Source organism: Pseudomonas sp. PDM20 (assembly GCF_014852575.3).
GTDB lineage: Bacteria > Pseudomonadota > Gammaproteobacteria > Pseudomonadales > Pseudomonadaceae > Pseudomonas.
Genome location: NZ_CM181224.1, coordinates 5,045,292 through 5,060,986, shown reverse-complemented (window position 1 = coordinate 5,060,986; position 15,695 = coordinate 5,045,292). Strand labels below are relative to the sequence as shown.

Genomic DNA, 15,695 nt, shown 5'->3' with positions numbered 1-15,695 from the left:
ATCCGTTTCCGGTTATCCGCTGGCTACCGGCTCAGCGGATATCGTTCAGGTCAGCCTCGCGGGTCTCGCGCAGGCACAGCACGGCCAGCAGGCTGAGTGCTGCCGCGACTGACACGTAACCGCCCACCCAGCTCAATCCACCCATGCCCACCAGTTTCTGCGCGATGTACGGCGCCACCGAGGCACCGAGGATGCCACCCAGGTTGTAGGCCGCGGAAGCGCCGGTGTAGCGCACGTGGGTCGGGAAGAGTTCCGGTAGGAGTGCGCCCATGGGGGCGAATGTCACGCCCATGAGGAACAGTTCCAGCGACAGGAACACTGCCACTTCCACCGACGAACCCTGGCTCAGCAGCGGCTCCATGGCGAAGCCCGAGGCGATGGCGGCGAGGGTGCCGACGATCAGCACCGGCTTGCGCCCGAAGCGGTCGCTCAGCCAGGCCGAGACCGGCGTGGCGGCGGCCATGAAGAGCACGGCAATGCACAGCAGGCCGAGGAAGTCCTCGCGGCTGTAGCCCAGGGTACTGACGCCGTAGCTCAGCGAGAACACCGTGGAGATGTAGAAGAGGGCGTAACACACCACCATCGCCAAGGCGCCCAGCAGGGTCGGCCGCCAGTGTTTGCTCAGCAGTTCGGCGATCGGCAGGCTGGAGCGCTCGTGGCGTTCCATGGCCTTGGCGAACACTGGCGTTTCTACCAGCTTCAGGCGCACGTACAGGCCGACCAAGACCAGCACGGCACTGAGCACGAACGGGATGCGCCAGCCCCAGGAACGGAACTGTTCTTCGCTGAGGAACATGGCCAGGCAGAGGAACAGGCCGTTGGCGGCGAGAAAGCCGATCGACGGGCCCATCTGCGGGAACATGCCGAACCAGGCGCGGCGGCACTTGGGCGCGTTTTCCGTGGCCAGCAGCGCCGCGCCGCCCCATTCGCCACCCAGCCCGAGGCCCTGGCCGAAGCGCAGCACGCAGAGCAGGATCGGCGCCCAGGCGCCAATGCTGTCGTAGCCCGGCAGCAGGCCGATCAGGGTGGTAGAGATGCCCATCAGCAGCAGCGAGGCCACCAGGGTCGATTTGCGCCCGATGCGATCGCCGAAGTGGCCGAACAGCGCCGAGCCCAGCGGGCGGGCAAGGAAGGCGATACCGAAAGTGATAAAGGCGCTGAGCGCCTGGGCGGTGCCGGAGGTCTGCGGGAAGAACACCGGGCCGATCACCAGCGCGGCGGCGGTGGCGTAGACGTAGAAGTCGTAGAACTCGATGGCGGTGCCGATGAAGCTGGCGACCGCGACGCGGGTGGTGGAATTGGTCTGTTCGGCCGGTTGTGCGGCTTCGAGGGTGGCGCTGGTCATACGGGGATTATCCCTGGCAGTCACGGCTGGCGACGACTCTCTGGTCGTGTCCAGCGTCATAGGAGGCATCGCCATGGCGCGAGTGCGAGCGCGGCCCGGGATCGGGGCAGGGTGGGCGCGGCTCGCGGCGGGTCAGGGCGAGGCCGGCTGCTTCGCAAGGCAACGACGCGGGTCGAGGCTCGGCGGGGCGTGCGATTGACTGGCCGGCGCGGCGTCGCGGGTAACGGCGGGCGCAGGCGGGAGGCTGGGTAAGCCGTCCGGATTATAGGGGCGGGCGGGGCGGCTCAGGCAAGCTCGTCGGTGTAGGGAGCTTCCCTGGGCGGCGCGCCGGGCAACCAGGCGCGCACGCTTTTCACCCGGTTTTCGCCGGACTGGAGGATTTCCAGGCGGTAGCGGCCGATCTTCAGGCACACCGCGCAGTCGGGTATCTGCTCCAGTGCTTCGGTGACCAGGCCGTTGAGGGTCTTGGGGCCGTCGCTGGGCAGTTGCCAGCCCAGGGCGCGGTTGACGTCGCGCAGGTTGGCCGAGCCGTCGATGACGTAGGTGCCGTCAGCCTGGGGATGGATGTCCGGGTTGCGCAGGGTGTTCTGGTTGCTGAACTCGCCGACGATTTCTTCGAGGATGTCTTCCAGGGTGATGATGCCGATCACCTCGCCGTACTCGTCGACGACGATGCCGATGCGCCGCTTCTGCTTCTGGAAATTGATCAGCTGGGTCGACAGCGGCGTGCTCTCGGGCACGAAGTAGGGCTCCAGGCACGCGGCCTTGAGGCTTTCCTTGGTCAACTGGTTGTGGGTCAGCAGGCGGGCGATCTGGCGCATGTGCACCACGCCCTCGACCTGGTTGATGTCGTTGCGGAACACAGGCAGGCGGGTGTGGGTGGTGTTGCGCAGCTGGCCGATGATGGTTTCCAGCTCGTCGTCCAGGTCGATGCCCTGGACTTCGTTGCGCGGCACCATCAGGTCGTTCACCGTGATCTTTTCCAGATCGAGGATGCTCAGCAGCATGTCCTGGCGGTTGTTGGTGAGCTTCTCGCTGGAGTCGGTGACCACGCTGCGCAGCTCGTCATTGCTCAGCGGCTTGTTGCCGCGCTGGGTCGGGTCGAGGCCGCCCAGGCGCAGCAGGAGGTTGCTGATGCCGGTCATCAGCCAGAGCAGCGGGCTGAACAGCTTCTGCATCCAGATCAGCGGCAGGCTGGCAGGGAAGGCGACGCGCTCGGGGCGCAGGGCGGCGTAGGTCTTGGGGGTGATCTCGCCGAAGATCAGCAGGATCAGCGTCAGTGCCAGGGTGGCAATGGCCACGCCGGCCTCGCCCCACAGGCGCAGGGCCAGCAGGGTCGCCAGGGACGAGGCGATGATGTTGACGAAGTTGTTGCCGATCAGGATGGTGCCCAGCAGCCGGTCGGTGCGCAGCAGCAGCCAACTGGTGCGTCGTGCGCCGCGGTTGCCCTTCTTGGACAGGTGGCGCAGGCGGTAGCGATCGAGGCTGAGCATGCCGGTCTCGACGCTGGAGAAGAACGCCGAGCAGAAGATCAGGAAGACCAGCAGGCCGATCAGGTAGCCGGGGTGGATCTCTTCCATGCGCGCAGGTCCTTCAGCGGCGCTCGGGCGCCGCCGTTAGCGTCAGATGTGCAGGATGAATTCCTTGACCAGCTTGCTGCCGAAGTAGGCCAGCATCAGCAGGCAGAAACCCGCGAGGGTCCAGCGGATCGCCTTGTGGCCGCGCCAGCCGAGCTGGTGGCGGCCCCACAGCAGTACGCCGAATACCACCCAGGCGAAGCAGGAGAGGATGGTCTTGTGCGCCAGGTGCTGGGCGAACAGGTTGTCGACGAACAGCCAGCCGGAAATCAGCGACAGCGAGAGCAGCGACCAGCCGCCCCAGAGGAAGCCGAAGAGCAGGCTTTCCATGGTCTGCAGCGGCGGGAAGTTGCGGATCAGGCCCGACGGGTGCTTGTGCTTGAGCTGATGGTCCTGAACCAGCAGGAGCAGCGCCTGGACCACGGCGATGGTCAGCAGGCCATAGGCCAGGATCGACAGCAGGATGTGGGCGAGGATGCCGGGCTGCTCGTTGATCGGCTCGATGGTGCCGTGGGGCATCAGCACGGCCAGCAGGGTGGTCAGCGCGCCGAGCGGATAAAGGAAGATCAGCAGGTTGTGCACCGGGATGCGCAGGCACGCCAGCAGGGTCAGTGCGGTAACCGCGGCGGAGATCAGGCTGGCGGCGTTGAAGAAGTCCAGCGCCAGGCCCGCGGGCGTCAGCAGCTCCTGGCTCAGGCTGTACGCCTGGCAGAGCAGGGCGACCAGGCCCAGCAGGAGGAGCAGCGGTTTCTGCGGCGGGTTGCGGCGGGCCAGGCTTGCACCCTGGTAGGCGGTGGTGCCGATATAAAGGACGGCGGCGATCAGGCTGGGCAGCAGAGGTTGCATAAGTCCTTGGAACAGTCCTTCGAAAGGGGACCCGAAAGGTCGTGAGTTTGGCACAGATCGCCCGCGCCTAGAAAGCGGCTGAGAACAGTTCGCTTCTGGCCTGCGAAGCGGTCCGTCACATCGGGATCATCGGCGGTGTTGGCGTTGGCCGCACTTGGTTATAATCGGCGGCTTGCTGACAAGCCAAACCCTGGTCCGACCGGGCCTGATTAGGAACGCGCATGTTCGAAAACCTTACAGATCGCCTCTCGCAAACGCTGCGCCACGTCACCGGCAAGGCCAAGCTGACCGAGGACAACATCAAGGACACGCTCCGCGAAGTGCGGATGGCCCTGCTGGAAGCCGACGTGGCCCTGCCGGTGGTCAAGGACTTCGTCGCCAAGATCAAGGATCGCGCGGTCGGCACCGAGGTTTCCAAGAGCCTGACCCCGGGTCAGGCCTTCGTGAAGATCGTCCAGGCCGAGCTGGTCGAGCTGATGGGCGCGGCCAACGAGGACCTCGACCTTGCTGCCGCTCCGCCGGCGGTCATCCTGATGGCCGGCCTGCAGGGAGCGGGCAAGACCACCACCGCCGGCAAGCTGGCGCGCTTCCTTAAAGAGCGCAAGAAGAAGTCCGTGCTGCTGGTATCCGCCGACGTCTATCGCCCGGCGGCGATCAAGCAGCTGGAAACCCTGGCCAACGACCTGGACGTGACCTTCTTCCCGTCCGACACCAGCCAGAAGCCGGTCGCCATCGCCGAAGCGGCGATCCGCGAAGCCAAGCTGAAGTTCATCGACGTGGTGATCGTCGACACCGCCGGCCGTCTGCACATCGACGCCGACATGATGGACGAGATCAAGCAGGTCCACGCGGCGATCAAACCGGTGGAAACCCTGTTCGTGGTCGACGCCATGACCGGCCAGGACGCCGCCAACACCGCCAAGGCCTTCAATGATGCGCTGCCGCTGACCGGCGTGGTGCTGACCAAGGTCGATGGCGACGCCCGCGGCGGTGCCGCGCTGTCCGTGCGCGCCATCACTGGCAAGCCGATCAAGTTCCTCGGCATGGGCGAGAAGAGCGAAGCGCTCGATCCGTTCCACCCCGATCGCGTGGCCTCGCGCATCCTTGGCATGGGTGACGTGCTCAGCCTGATCGAGCAGGCCGAGCAGAGCATGGACCGCGAGAAGGCCGAGAAACTCGCGAAGAAGATCAAGAAGGGCAAGGGCTTCGACCTGGAAGACTTCCGCGATCAGCTGCAACAGATGAAGAACATGGGCGGCCTGGGCAGCCTCATGGACAAGCTGCCGATGCTCGGCGGCGTCAACCTGTCGCAGATGGGCAACGCGCAGAACGCGGCGGAGAAGCAGTTCAAGCAGATGGAGGCGATCATCAACTCCATGACTCCTGCCGAGCGCCGTGATCCGGAAGTGATCAGCGGCTCGCGCAAGCGCCGCATCGCCATGGGTTCGGGTACCCAGGTGCAGGACGTTGGTCGCCTCATCAAGCAGCACAAGCAGATGCAGAAGATGATGAAGAAGGTCACCGCCAAGGGCGGCATGGCCAAGATGATGCGCGGCATGGGGAGCATGTTCCCCGGCGGCATGCCCAAGATGTGAGGCCAGACGGCTCGCCGCCTGGCGGGCCGGACGCGCTGCGGCTTGCGGCGCGTGGCTTTAGCTCATAGAATATGCGGCCTTTCGGGCTATGTGCCCGAGGGCTGCATTTCTTTTTTGCAAGCAAACCATAGGAACAACGTACGCATGGTAACCATTCGTCTGGCTCGTGGCGGCTCCAAGAAGCGCCCGTTCTATCACCTGACCGTGACCAACAGCCGCAACGCTCGTGACGGCCGTTTCGTCGAGCGCGTCGGCTTCTTCAACCCCGTCGCCACTGGCGCTGAGCTCAAGTTCTCGGTCAACCAGGAGCGTCTGAACTACTGGCTGAGCCAAGGCGCTCAACCGTCTGAGCGTGTTGCTCAGCTGATCAAGGAAGCCGCCAAGGCTGCCTGAGATCGATGAACACGAATACTGCTCCCGCCGAGGAGATGGTTGTTCTCGGCAAGATCGTATCGGTGCACGGTATTCGTGGTGAGGTGAAGGTGTATTCCTTTACCGATCCGTTGGACAACCTGCTGGACTATCGCCGCTGGACGCTCAAGCGTGGCAACGAGGTTCGACAGGCTGAGCTGGTTCAAGGTCGCGTGCAGGGCAATGTCCTGGTCGCGAAGCTGAAGGGACTGGATGATCGCGAGATCGCCCGCACCTTCGCTGAATTCGAAATCCTGGTTCCGCGCAGCGAGCTGCCGGTGCTGGACGATGGCGAGTTCTACTGGAGCCAGTTGGAAGGTCTCAAGGTGATCGACCAGAACGGGCAACTGTTCGGGATTCTCGACCACATGCTGGAGACCGGCGCCAACGATGTGATGGTAGTCAAGCCCTGCGCAGGCAGCCTGGACGACCGTGAACGCCTGCTCCCGTATACGGATCAGTGCGTGCAATCGGTGGACCTGGAAGCCGGCGAGATGCGGGTGGACTGGGACGCGGACTTCTAACCCATGTGGATGAGAGCCCTCAGCCGATGTGGATAGGAGTGATCAGCATCTTTCCGGAGATGTTTCGCGCCATCAGCGACTATGGCATCACGAGTCGCGCGGTCAAGCAGGAGCTGATTCAGCTTCAGTGCTTCAACCCGCGAAGCAACACCGAGGACCGTCACCAGACGGTGGACGACAGGCCTTTCGGCGGTGGTCCCGGCATGGTGATGAAAATCAAGCCGCTCGAAGGCGCACTGGGCGATGCCCGGCAAGCCGCAGGTGGACCGGTGAAGGTGATCTACCTCTCGCCGCAAGGTCGCAAGCTCACGCAGGCGGCCGTGAAAGAACTGGCGAACGAGGAACGACTGATCCTGATCGCCGGGCGTTACGAAGGCATCGACGAGCGCTTCATTGAAGAGCATGTCGATGAGGAATGGTCAGTTGGCGATTATGTCCTGTCCGGGGGTGAGCTTCCGGCCATGGTGCTGATTGACGCGGTCACGCGGTTGTTGCCCGGTGCACTGGGCCACGTGGACTCCGCCGAGGAGGACTCCTTCACGGATGGCCTGCTCGACTGTCCGCACTACACCCGACCTGAGGTGTACGCAGACAAACGTGTTCCTGAGGTGCTGCTCAGCGGCAACCACGAACACATCCGGCGCTGGCGTTTGCAGCAGTCCTTAGGCAGGACCTGGGAACGACGTGCCGATCTTCTGGATTGCCGCTCGCTTTCTGGAGAAGAGAAAAAGCTGCTGGAGGAATACATCCGCCAGCGGAACGATAGTTAACGTATCGATGGCCCGCGCCGAGCGCAGGTCTTAGGAGCACGAAATGACCAACAAGATCATTCAGCAGATCGAAGCTGAACAGATGAGCAAAGAGATTCCGGCGTTCGCCCCCGGCGACACCGTAATCGTCCAGGTTAAAGTGAAGGAAGGCGACCGTCAGCGTCTGCAGGCCTTCGAAGGCGTTGTCATCGGCAAGCGTAACCGCGGCCTGAACAGTGCTTTCACCGTTCGCAAGATCTCCAACGGCGTAGGCGTAGAGCGTACCTTCCAGACCTACAGCCCGCTGGTTGACAGCATCTCCGTCAAGCGTCGCGGCGACGTGCGCAAGGCCAAGCTGTACTACCTCCGCGAACTGTCCGGCAAGGCAGCTCGTATCAAGGAAAAACTGGCCTAATTCGCCGGTTGTTCCCGAAAAAAGCAGCCCACGGGCTGCTTTTTTCTTGCCCGTGTATTTCTTCTCTCCTTAATTGGATGCCTTAACTGCCCCCGCAGCGCATTACAAACACAACACCCGCAGCACCGGCAGCCACCCTCATTGCATCAGGTAGCAGTGGCATGAGCCCCAGAGAACAGGAAATCCTCCGTCGTACGGAGCTTTCCGAAACCCGCGTGACCAAGGCGATCTTCCCGCCCACCACCAACCACCACAACACCCTGTTCGGCGGCACCGCCCTGGCCTGGATGGACGAAGTCTCGTTCATCGCCGCGACGCGCTTCTGCCGTCTGCCGCTGGTGACCGTGTCCACCGACCGCATCGACTTCAAGCACCCGATTCCCGCCGGCTCCATCGTCGAGCTGATCGGCCGGGTAGTGAAGGTCGGCAACACCAGCCTGAAGGTCGAGGTGGAAGTGTTCGTCGAGAGCATGTCCGCCGACGGCCGCGAGAAGGCCATCCACGGGCTCTTCAGCTTCGTCGCCATCGACGACGAGAAGCGTCCGGTGCCGGTCCTGCCCGGTTTCGAGGCCTGAAATGCAAGAAGGCGCCCGCGGGCGCCTTCTTGCATGATGGCTCGCCTTCAGTGACGCAGGCTGATCTTCAGCGAAGCCTGGGACAGGTCGATGTTCTGCAGGCTCAGGCTGCCCATGCTCTGGGTCTTGGGTGCGCCGGCGACGCGGATGTTGTCGAAGCGTACCTCGCCGATGGAGCTGGGCAGGCGCACGTTGATCGAGCCATCCGGGTTCAGGGACGAGGAAGCGTGCGCGGTGTCGTACTGCACGTCATGCAGCGAGGTCTCGGCATCGAGGCTGTCGACCACCGGCATCACCAGGCGCGACAGCTGCTTGATGGCACCGACGCCATCGCCGCTCTCGGCGCTGACCAGCAGGCTCTGCAGGGTGTCGTCGAAGCCCTGGGCGCTGACGTCGCTCATCTCGCGGTCGCTCAGCGGCTTGAGGCCCTTGGGTGCTTCGTGGCGGGTGATGCTTGTCGGCGCCTGGCGCTGCACGTCGGCGCTGGCCAGCTGGAACGGGCTGAGCAGGGCGGCGACCAATGTCGCCGCCAGGCGCAGGTTGTTCTGCTTCTTCAGCGCGCGGCCGAGCTGGCGCTCGCTGATCCAGCCCTGCTGGATCAGGGTTTCGCCCAGGCGCAGTCCGTTGGTGAGCTGGAGCTGGATGGCCTTATCCAGCTGATGGGAGGTGATCAGGCCCTTGGTGACAAGGATCTGGCCGAGACGGGAGTTCTGTTGGCTAGGCATGGCATGGGCTTCGTGGGGCGCTATGATGGCTAGGTGCAATCATTGTCTTTCGGACACATTCTGTCACCAGCCTAAAGATAGGCTGACATGGCCGGTCGTCAGGTTGTCAGAGCCTGCACGGTGTCGTTCTTACTCACGGCGGTCTCCGCCTCTTCTTCGATCAGCGCGATCACCGTCCAGCCACTGGCAGGGGCGAGCGGTTGCTCGGGGCTGGCAATGTGCAGCCGGCCACTCGGGTCGCGGGCGAACAGCAGCAGGGCACGCTGGCCATGTTGCGCCTGGTATTCGTCCCAGCCGAAGTTGTCGCTGAGCAGCGTCGAGCGGACTTCCGCGCCGCGGGCGATCAGCCCGGCCATCTGCGGGTAGGTGACGAGGCTCTGGCCCAGCGGATGACCGCGATGGCGGTCGCTGACCCGGTGCTTCTCGCTGCGACGGCTGTCCTGGCTGGAGGGCAGAATGAAGCGGTGGCGGGGGCTGAACTCGTGGCGGAAGCTCATGCACATCAGCGCGTTCAGTTCGGCGTTGGGCGACAGCGCCAGCAGGTGGCCCAGGCCGATCAGGTCGAGATGGGCCTCCGCGTGCTGCGAGGCGGGGTTGCCGAAGTAGGTCGGCAGGTGCTCCATGCGTGCCGCGCGGGTGTTCTCCCAGCTGGAGTCGGTGAGCAGCACCTTCACCCCGGCATTCTGCAGGCCGGTACCGACTGCGCGGGCCACGGGGTTGGCGCCGATGATGAGGAACCCGGTAGGCACCGGCTCGGCCACCTTCAGCAGGCGCGCCAGGGGGCGGGCGGTGGCGCTTTGCAGGATCACCGTGCCGATGATCACCAGGAAGGTCAGCGGCACCAGCACGCCGGCCTGGGCGTGGCCGGCTTCCTGCAGGCGAATCGCGAAGATCGCCGAGACTGCCGCTGCGACGATGCCGCGCGGGGCTATCCAACTGAGCAGTGCGCGCTCGCGCCAGTTGAGTGATGAGCCTGCGGTGGAAACCAGTACGTTCAGCGGTCGGGCGACGAACTGGATCAGCGCCAGTACCAGCAGGGCGATCGGACCCAGCCCCAGCAGTGCCGAGAGGTCCAGTCGCGCGGCGAGCAGCACGAAGAGGCCGGAGATCAGCAGCACGCTGAGGTTCTCCTTGAAGTGCAGGATCTGCCGGACGTCGACGCCCTTCATGTTGGCCAGGCGCAGGCCCATGACGGTCACCGCCAGCAGCCCGGATTCGGACATCAGCGTGTTGGAGAGCACGAACAGGCCCAGCACCACGGACAGCGACGCCAGGTTGTGCAGGTAATCCGGCAGCCAGTGGCGGCGCAGCGCCACGCCCAGTGTCTGGCCGCCCAGCAGGCCGGCAACGATGCCGGTGCCGATCACGCTGAAGAAGGTCAGCAGGCTGTCGGTCCAGCCCGAGCCACTGTCACTGGCGGCGATGAAGGTGTAGACCACCACCGCGAGCAGGGCGCCGATGGGGTCGATGACGATGCCTTCCCAGCGCAGGATGTTGGCAATGGTGGCGTTGGGACGCACCACGCGCAGCATGGGTACGATCACTGTCGGACCTGTGACCAGGGTGAGGGTGCCGAACAGCAGCGCCATCTCCCAGGTGAAGTCCAGCAGATAGTGGGTCGCCAGGGCGATCACGCCCCAGGTGAGCAGGGCGCCGACGGTGACCATGCGCCGCACCACCGTGCCGATTTCCTTCCACTCGTCCAGGTGCAGAGTCAGGCTGCCCTCGAACAGCACGAGGGCGACCGCCAGCGACACCAGCGGAAACAGCAGTGGGCCGAACAGCATCTCCGGCGATAGCAGGTGAAGGACTGGCCCCACCAGGATGCCGGTCAGCAGCAGGAACAGGATCGCCGGCAGGCGAAGTCGCCAGGCCAGCCACTGGCTGGCGAGGGAGGCGGCGCCGATGCCGGCGAGGGCGTAGTAGGTGCTGTGTTCATCCATGGAGCGACGACATCCTGCGCAAGAGTGGTGAGGACAATACGGGATATGAAAGACTACCCGCGCCACATTTTCCTTTGCTATGGCCTGAAATGACCCCGGTTTCACATTTGCTGATCGATCGCTTCCTCGATGCCCTCTGGCTGGAGAAGGGCCTGTCCGACAACACCCGCAGTGCCTATGGCAGCGACCTTGCGCTTTTCAATGGCTGGCTCGGCGAGCACGGCGTTGCACTGGAGTCCGCTGGGCGCGACGTGATCCTCGATCACCTGGCCTGGCGTCTGGGCGAGGGCTACAAGGCCCGTTCCACGGCGCGTTTCCTGTCCGGGCTGCGCGGTTTCTACCGCTATTGCCTGCGCGAGGGCCTGATCGCCGAAGACCCGACGCTGCTGGTGGAGTTGCCGCAACTGGGCAAGCCGCTACCCAAGTCGCTGTCGGAATCGGATGTGGAAGCCTTGCTCGCGGCGCCCGAGACCGACGATCCGCTCGGCCTGCGTGACCGCACCATGCTGGAGGTGCTCTACGCCTGCGGCCTGCGCGTGAGCGAGCTGGTCGGCCTGACCCTGGAGCAGGTGAACCTGCGTCAGGGCGTGGTACGCGTGCTCGGCAAGGGCAGCAAGGAGCGCCTGGTGCCGCTGGGCGAGGAGGCGATCCGCTGGATCGAACGCTACGTGCGCGAGGCCCGTGGCGACCTGCTGGCCGGGCGGCCGAGCGACGTGCTGTTCCCCAGCCTGCGCGGCGAGCAGATGACCCGCCAGACTTTCTGGCACCGCATCAAGCTCCACGCGAAGGTGGCCGGTATCGGCAAGAGCCTGTCGCCGCACACCCTGCGCCACGCCTTCGCCACCCATCTGCTCAATCACGGCGCCGACCTGCGTGTGGTGCAGATGCTGCTGGGGCACAGCGACCTCTCCACCACGCAGATCTACACGCACATTGCCCGTGCCCGTCTGCAGGACCTGCATGCCCAGCACCACCCGCGTGGGTGAGTGGGGCGCTGGCAACGCATGCGTTGCCCCGCGAACGCCCGGCTACGGATGGCCGGGCTGGGGCTGAACCTGGGCAGGTCGTCTCGACAGGGATGTCTACATCTTGTTCGATCTTTGCGGACCAGGCCTTAACCGCTACTCCCGCCGAAGCTTCCCGCTACAGCCTTTGGCTCGGTCTTGTCGGTCCGGTGTGATAGTCTTCGCCGACTGACATCAGGAGCTTTCCATGCGTTTGTCCCGACTTCTGACTGCCGCGGCTTTTGGCCTCGTCAGCACCCTCGCTCTGGCGGCCGAGCCGGACCAGGCGATCCGCACCACCCTGCAGTCCCTGCAGCCTGACCTGCCCATCGAGAACATCTCCAAGGGCCCCCTGGAAGGCATCTACCAGGTGCAGCTCAAGGGCGGTCGCATTCTCTATGCCAGCGCCGACGGCCAGTTCGTCGTACAGGGCAACATCTACCAGGTGAAGGACGGCAAGCCGACCAACCTGACCGAGAAGGCCGAGAGCGCGGGTGTGGCCAAGACCATCAACGCCATCGCCGCCAAGGACATGGTGGTGTTCCCGGCCAAGGGCGAAACCAAGGCGCACATCACCGTCTTCACCGACACCACCTGCCCGTACTGCCAGAAGCTGCACGCCGAAGTGCCGGAGCTGCAGAAGCGCGGCATCGAAGTGCGCTACCTGGCCTTCCCGCGCCAGGGCCCGAACTCGCCGGGTGATGCCCAGCTCCAGGCCGTGTGGTGCTCCAAGGACCGCCAGGCGGCCATGAGCGACATGTTCCACGAGAAGGAAGTGAAGGCCGCCAAGTGCGAAAACCCGGTGGACGCGCAGTTCGCCCTGGGTCAGATGGTCGGTGTGCAGGGCACCCCGGCGATCATCCTCGCCGACGGCACCCTGCTGCCGGGCTACCAGCCGGCCGGCCAGATCGCCAAGCTGGCTCTGGAAGCCAAGTAAGCCGCGGCTTGCGCACTGATTGACTAATGCGGAACCGCTTCGTAATGTTCGGTTCCTTTTGACTAGGGAACAGGCAGTCCGCCTGTTCTGACATGGTGCCTGCTCCCATGCCCGCCTCGTTGCGGGCATCGGCGTCTCAGGCGCCCCGATGCTGTAATCATGGGGAGTTTCAGCGTGAAACCGGTGAAAGTGGGAATCTGTGGGTTGGGGACCGTCGGTGGCGGTACCTTCAATGTACTCAAACGCAACGCCGAGGAGATTGCCCGCCGTGCCGGGCGTGGTATCGAGGTTGCGCAGATTGCCGCCCGTCGCCCCAATCCGAAGTGTGAAACCGGCAGTACCCCCATTACTGCCGACATCTTCGACGTGGCGAACAACCCGGAAATCGACGTGGTCATCGAGCTGATCGGTGGCTACACCCTGGCCCATGAGCTGGTGCTCAAGGCCATCGAGAACGGCAAGCACGTGGTCACCGCCAACAAGGCGCTGATCGCCGTGCACGGCAACGAAATCTTCGCCAAGGCCCGCGAAAAGGGCGTCATCGTCGCCTTCGAGGCCGCGGTGGCCGGCGGTATCCCGGTGATCAAGGCGATCCGCGAGGGCCTGGCCGCCAACCGCATCAACTGGCTGGCCGGCATCATCAACGGCACCGGCAACTTCATCCTCACCGAAATGCGTGAGAAGGGCCGCGCCTTCGCCGACGTGCTCAAGGAAGCCCAGGCGCTGGGCTACGCCGAAGCCGACCCGACCTTCGACGTCGAAGGCATCGATGCCGCGCACAAGCTGACCATCCTGGCGTCCATCGCCTTCGGCATTCCGCTGCAGTTCGACAAGGCCTACACCGAAGGCATCACTCAGCTGACCACCGCCGACGTGAACTACGCCGAGGCCCTGGGCTATCGCATCAAGCACCTGGGCGTCGCCCGCCGTACCGACAAGGGTATCGAGCTGCGCGTACACCCGACCCTGATTCCGGCCGACCGCCTGATCGCCAACGTGAACGGCGTGATGAACGCGGTCATGGTCAACGGCGATGCCGCGGGTTCCACGCTGTTCTACGGCGCTGGCGCCGGCATGGAGCCCACCGCTTCCTCGGTGGTCGCCGACCTGGTGGACGTGGTTCGCGCCATGACCGCCGACCCGGAGAACCGCGTGCCGCACCTGGCCTTCCAGCCGGACTCGCTCTCCGACCACCCGATCCTGCCGATCGACGCCTGCGAAAGCGCCTATTACCTGCGCATCCAGGCCAAGGACCATCCGGGCGTACTGGCCCAGGTGGCGACCATCCTCTCCGAGCGCGGCATCAACATCGAATCGATCATGCAGATGGAAGTCGAAGAGCATGACGGTCTGGTGCCGATGATCCTGGTTACCCACCGCGTGCTCGAGTCCCGCATCATCGAAGCCATCGCCGCGCTGGAAGCGCTGGATGACGTCGTCGGCAATGTCGTACGCATCCGCGTCGAACAACTGAATTAATCGGGCTGCAGGCCATGGGCGGCAGGCGGCAGGCGAAACAGCCAGAAGCCTGAGGCCCGAGGCCTGAAGCCAAAACCGAAGGTTTTGAACATGCGCTACATCAGTACCCGCGGCCAGGCGCCCGCGCTGAACTTCGAAGACGTCCTGCTCGCCGGCCTCGCCAGCGATGGCGGCCTCTACGTGCCGGAAAACCTGCCGCGCTTCACCGTCGAAGAGATCGCCTCCTGGGCCGGCCTGCCGTACCACGAACTGGCCTTCCGCGTGATGCGCCCGTTCGTTGCCGGCAGCATCTCCGACGCCGACTTCAAGAAGATCCTCGAAGAGACCTATGGTGTCTTCGCCCACAACGCCGTGGCGCCGCTGCGCCAGCTCAACGGCAATGAGTGGGTGCTGGAGCTGTTCCACGGCCCGACCCTGGCCTTCAAGGACTTCGCCCTGCAACTGCTCGGCCGCCTGCTCGACCACGTGCTGACCAAGCGCGGCGAGCGCGTGGTGATCATGGGCGCCACCTCCGGCGACACCGGCTCGGCGGCCATCGAAGGCTGCAAGGCCTGCGAGAACGTCGACATCTTCATCATGCACCCGCACAACCGTGTGTCCGAGGTGCAGCGCCGTCAGATGACCACCATCCTCGGCGAGAACATCCACAACATCGCCATCGAAGGCAACTTCGACGACTGCCAGGAGATGGTCAAGGCCAGCTTCGCCGACCAGGGCTTCCTGAAAGGCACCCGTCTGGTGGCGGTGAACTCGATCAACTGGGCGCGGATCATGGCCCAGATCGTCTACTACTTCCACGCCGCCCTGCAGCTCGGCGCACCGGCCCGCTCCGTGGCCTTCTCGGTGCCCACCGGCAACTTCGGTGACATCTTCGCCGGCTACCTGGCGCGCAACATGGGCCTGCCGGTCAGCCAACTGATCGTCGCGACCAACCGCAACGACATCCTGCACCGCTTCATGTCCGGCAACCGCTACGACAAGGACACCCTGCACGCGTCGCTGTCGCCGTCCATGGACATCATGGTCTCGTCCAACTTCGAGCGCCTGCTGTTCGACCTGCACGGCCGCAACGGCAAGGCTGTCGCCGAGCTGATGGACAACTTCAAGGCCACCGGCAAGCTGGCCGTCGAGGATGACCGCTGGACCGAAGCGCGCCGCCTGTTCGATTCGCTGGCGGTGAGCGACGAGGAAACCTGCGAGACCATCGCCCAGGTCTTCGCGGAGTCCAGCGAGCTGCTGGACCCGCACACCGCCATCGGCGTACGTGCCGCTCGCGAGTGCCGTCGCAGCCTGGCCGTGCCCATGGTCACCCTGGGTACCGCGCATCCGGTCAAGTTCCCGGAAGCCGTGGAGCAGGCCGGCATCGAGGCTGTTCCGGCACTGCCGGCGCACCTGACCGACCTGTTCCAGCGTGAAGAGCGTTGCACCGTGCTGCCGAACGAACTGGCCAAGGTCCAGGCCTTCGTCAGCGCCCACGGCAACCGCGGAAAACCGCTCTAAAGCGCGGATCGCCGTTCGAAGAAGCCCGCCTCCTGGCGGGCTTTTTCATGGCCGCGAATCGGCCTTTGGA

Annotated in this window: 15 protein-coding genes; 10 read left to right on the top strand and 5 right to left on the bottom strand. The window is 64.6% G+C overall.

Annotated features, from left to right (window positions below):
• Window positions 1-31: 31 nt before the first annotated feature.
• The 3 genes from IB261_RS23290 to IB261_RS23280 all read right to left on the bottom strand — a co-directional run bounded on the left by IB261_RS23290 (window position 32) and on the right by IB261_RS23280 (window position 3,768).
• Window positions 32-1,345, bottom strand: coding sequence for an MFS transporter (locus IB261_RS23290; RefSeq protein WP_192381054.1), 1,314 nt, complete (start codon window positions 1,343-1,345; stop codon window positions 32-34).
• Between the two features lie 284 nt (window positions 1,346-1,629).
• Window positions 1,630-2,925 (bottom strand): HlyC/CorC family transporter, encoded by a 1,296-nt coding sequence (locus IB261_RS23285; protein ID WP_151188067.1) that lies wholly within the window; start codon window positions 2,923-2,925, stop codon window positions 1,630-1,632.
• Between the two features lie 42 nt (window positions 2,926-2,967).
• Window positions 2,968-3,768, bottom strand: coding sequence for a cytochrome C assembly family protein (locus tag IB261_RS23280; RefSeq protein ID WP_081515915.1), 801 nt, complete (start codon window positions 3,766-3,768; stop codon window positions 2,968-2,970).
• A gap of 221 nt (window positions 3,769-3,989) precedes the next feature.
• Here IB261_RS23280 and ffh point away from each other — a divergent pair, with 221 nt between their 5' ends.
• The 6 genes from ffh to IB261_RS23250 all read left to right on the top strand — a co-directional run bounded on the left by ffh (window position 3,990) and on the right by IB261_RS23250 (window position 8,037).
• Complete coding sequence (gene ffh, locus IB261_RS23275) at window positions 3,990-5,363, top strand: signal recognition particle protein (RefSeq protein ID WP_081515914.1); 1,374 nt, start codon at window positions 3,990-3,992, stop codon at window positions 5,361-5,363.
• A gap of 144 nt (window positions 5,364-5,507) precedes the next feature.
• Entirely contained in the window at window positions 5,508-5,756 is a 249-nt protein-coding gene (gene rpsP / locus IB261_RS23270) for a 30S ribosomal protein S16 (RefSeq protein WP_081515913.1), read from the top strand.
• 5 nt (window positions 5,757-5,761) lie between these two features.
• Window positions 5,762-6,298 (top strand): ribosome maturation factor RimM, encoded by a 537-nt coding sequence (gene rimM, locus IB261_RS23265; protein WP_081515912.1) that lies wholly within the window; start codon window positions 5,762-5,764, stop codon window positions 6,296-6,298.
• 26 nt (window positions 6,299-6,324) lie between these two features.
• A complete protein-coding gene (trmD, locus tag IB261_RS23260) occupies window positions 6,325-7,068 on the top strand; it encodes a tRNA (guanosine(37)-N1)-methyltransferase TrmD (RefSeq protein WP_024766884.1) in 744 nt (247 codons plus the stop codon).
• A 43-nt stretch (window positions 7,069-7,111) separates the two neighbouring features.
• Entirely contained in the window at window positions 7,112-7,462 is a 351-nt protein-coding gene (gene rplS, locus IB261_RS23255) for a 50S ribosomal protein L19 (protein ID WP_017522234.1), read from the top strand.
• A gap of 161 nt (window positions 7,463-7,623) precedes the next feature.
• Window positions 7,624-8,037: an acyl-CoA thioesterase gene (locus IB261_RS23250; RefSeq protein WP_026079396.1), complete on the top strand. Its 414-nt coding sequence runs from the start codon at window positions 7,624-7,626 to the stop codon at window positions 8,035-8,037.
• A 47-nt stretch (window positions 8,038-8,084) separates the two neighbouring features.
• Here the strand turns inward: IB261_RS23250 and IB261_RS23245 are convergent, their stop codons facing one another.
• The gene (locus IB261_RS23245) at window positions 8,085-8,762 is read right to left on the bottom strand and encodes a cyclic di-GMP-binding domain-containing protein, MshE-related (protein WP_081515911.1); all 678 of its coding nucleotides are present in this window, start codon (window positions 8,760-8,762) and stop codon (window positions 8,085-8,087) included.
• Between the two features lie 98 nt (window positions 8,763-8,860).
• A complete protein-coding gene (locus tag IB261_RS23240) occupies window positions 8,861-10,705 on the bottom strand; it encodes a cation:proton antiporter (RefSeq protein ID WP_081515910.1) in 1,845 nt (614 codons plus the stop codon).
• 89 nt (window positions 10,706-10,794) lie between these two features.
• Here IB261_RS23240 and xerD point away from each other — a divergent pair, with 89 nt between their 5' ends.
• The 4 genes from xerD (at window position 10,795) to thrC (ending at window position 15,625) form a co-directional block, all read left to right on the top strand.
• On the top strand, window positions 10,795-11,691 hold the full coding sequence (gene xerD / locus IB261_RS23235; protein WP_081515909.1) for a site-specific tyrosine recombinase XerD: 897 nt from the start codon (window positions 10,795-10,797) through the stop codon (window positions 11,689-11,691).
• A 226-nt stretch (window positions 11,692-11,917) separates the two neighbouring features.
• Window positions 11,918-12,646 (top strand): thioredoxin fold domain-containing protein, encoded by a 729-nt coding sequence (locus IB261_RS23230; RefSeq protein ID WP_081515907.1) that lies wholly within the window; start codon window positions 11,918-11,920, stop codon window positions 12,644-12,646.
• A 174-nt stretch (window positions 12,647-12,820) separates the two neighbouring features.
• On the top strand, window positions 12,821-14,125 hold the full coding sequence (locus tag IB261_RS23225; protein ID WP_024766890.1) for a homoserine dehydrogenase: 1,305 nt from the start codon (window positions 12,821-12,823) through the stop codon (window positions 14,123-14,125).
• Between the two features lie 90 nt (window positions 14,126-14,215).
• Window positions 14,216-15,625 carry a threonine synthase gene (thrC, locus tag IB261_RS23220; protein WP_192381055.1) on the top strand — a complete coding sequence of 470 codons (1,410 nt, stop codon included), beginning with the start codon at window positions 14,216-14,218 and terminating at the stop codon, window positions 15,623-15,625.
• The last annotated feature ends 70 nt before the right edge of the window (window positions 15,626-15,695 follow it).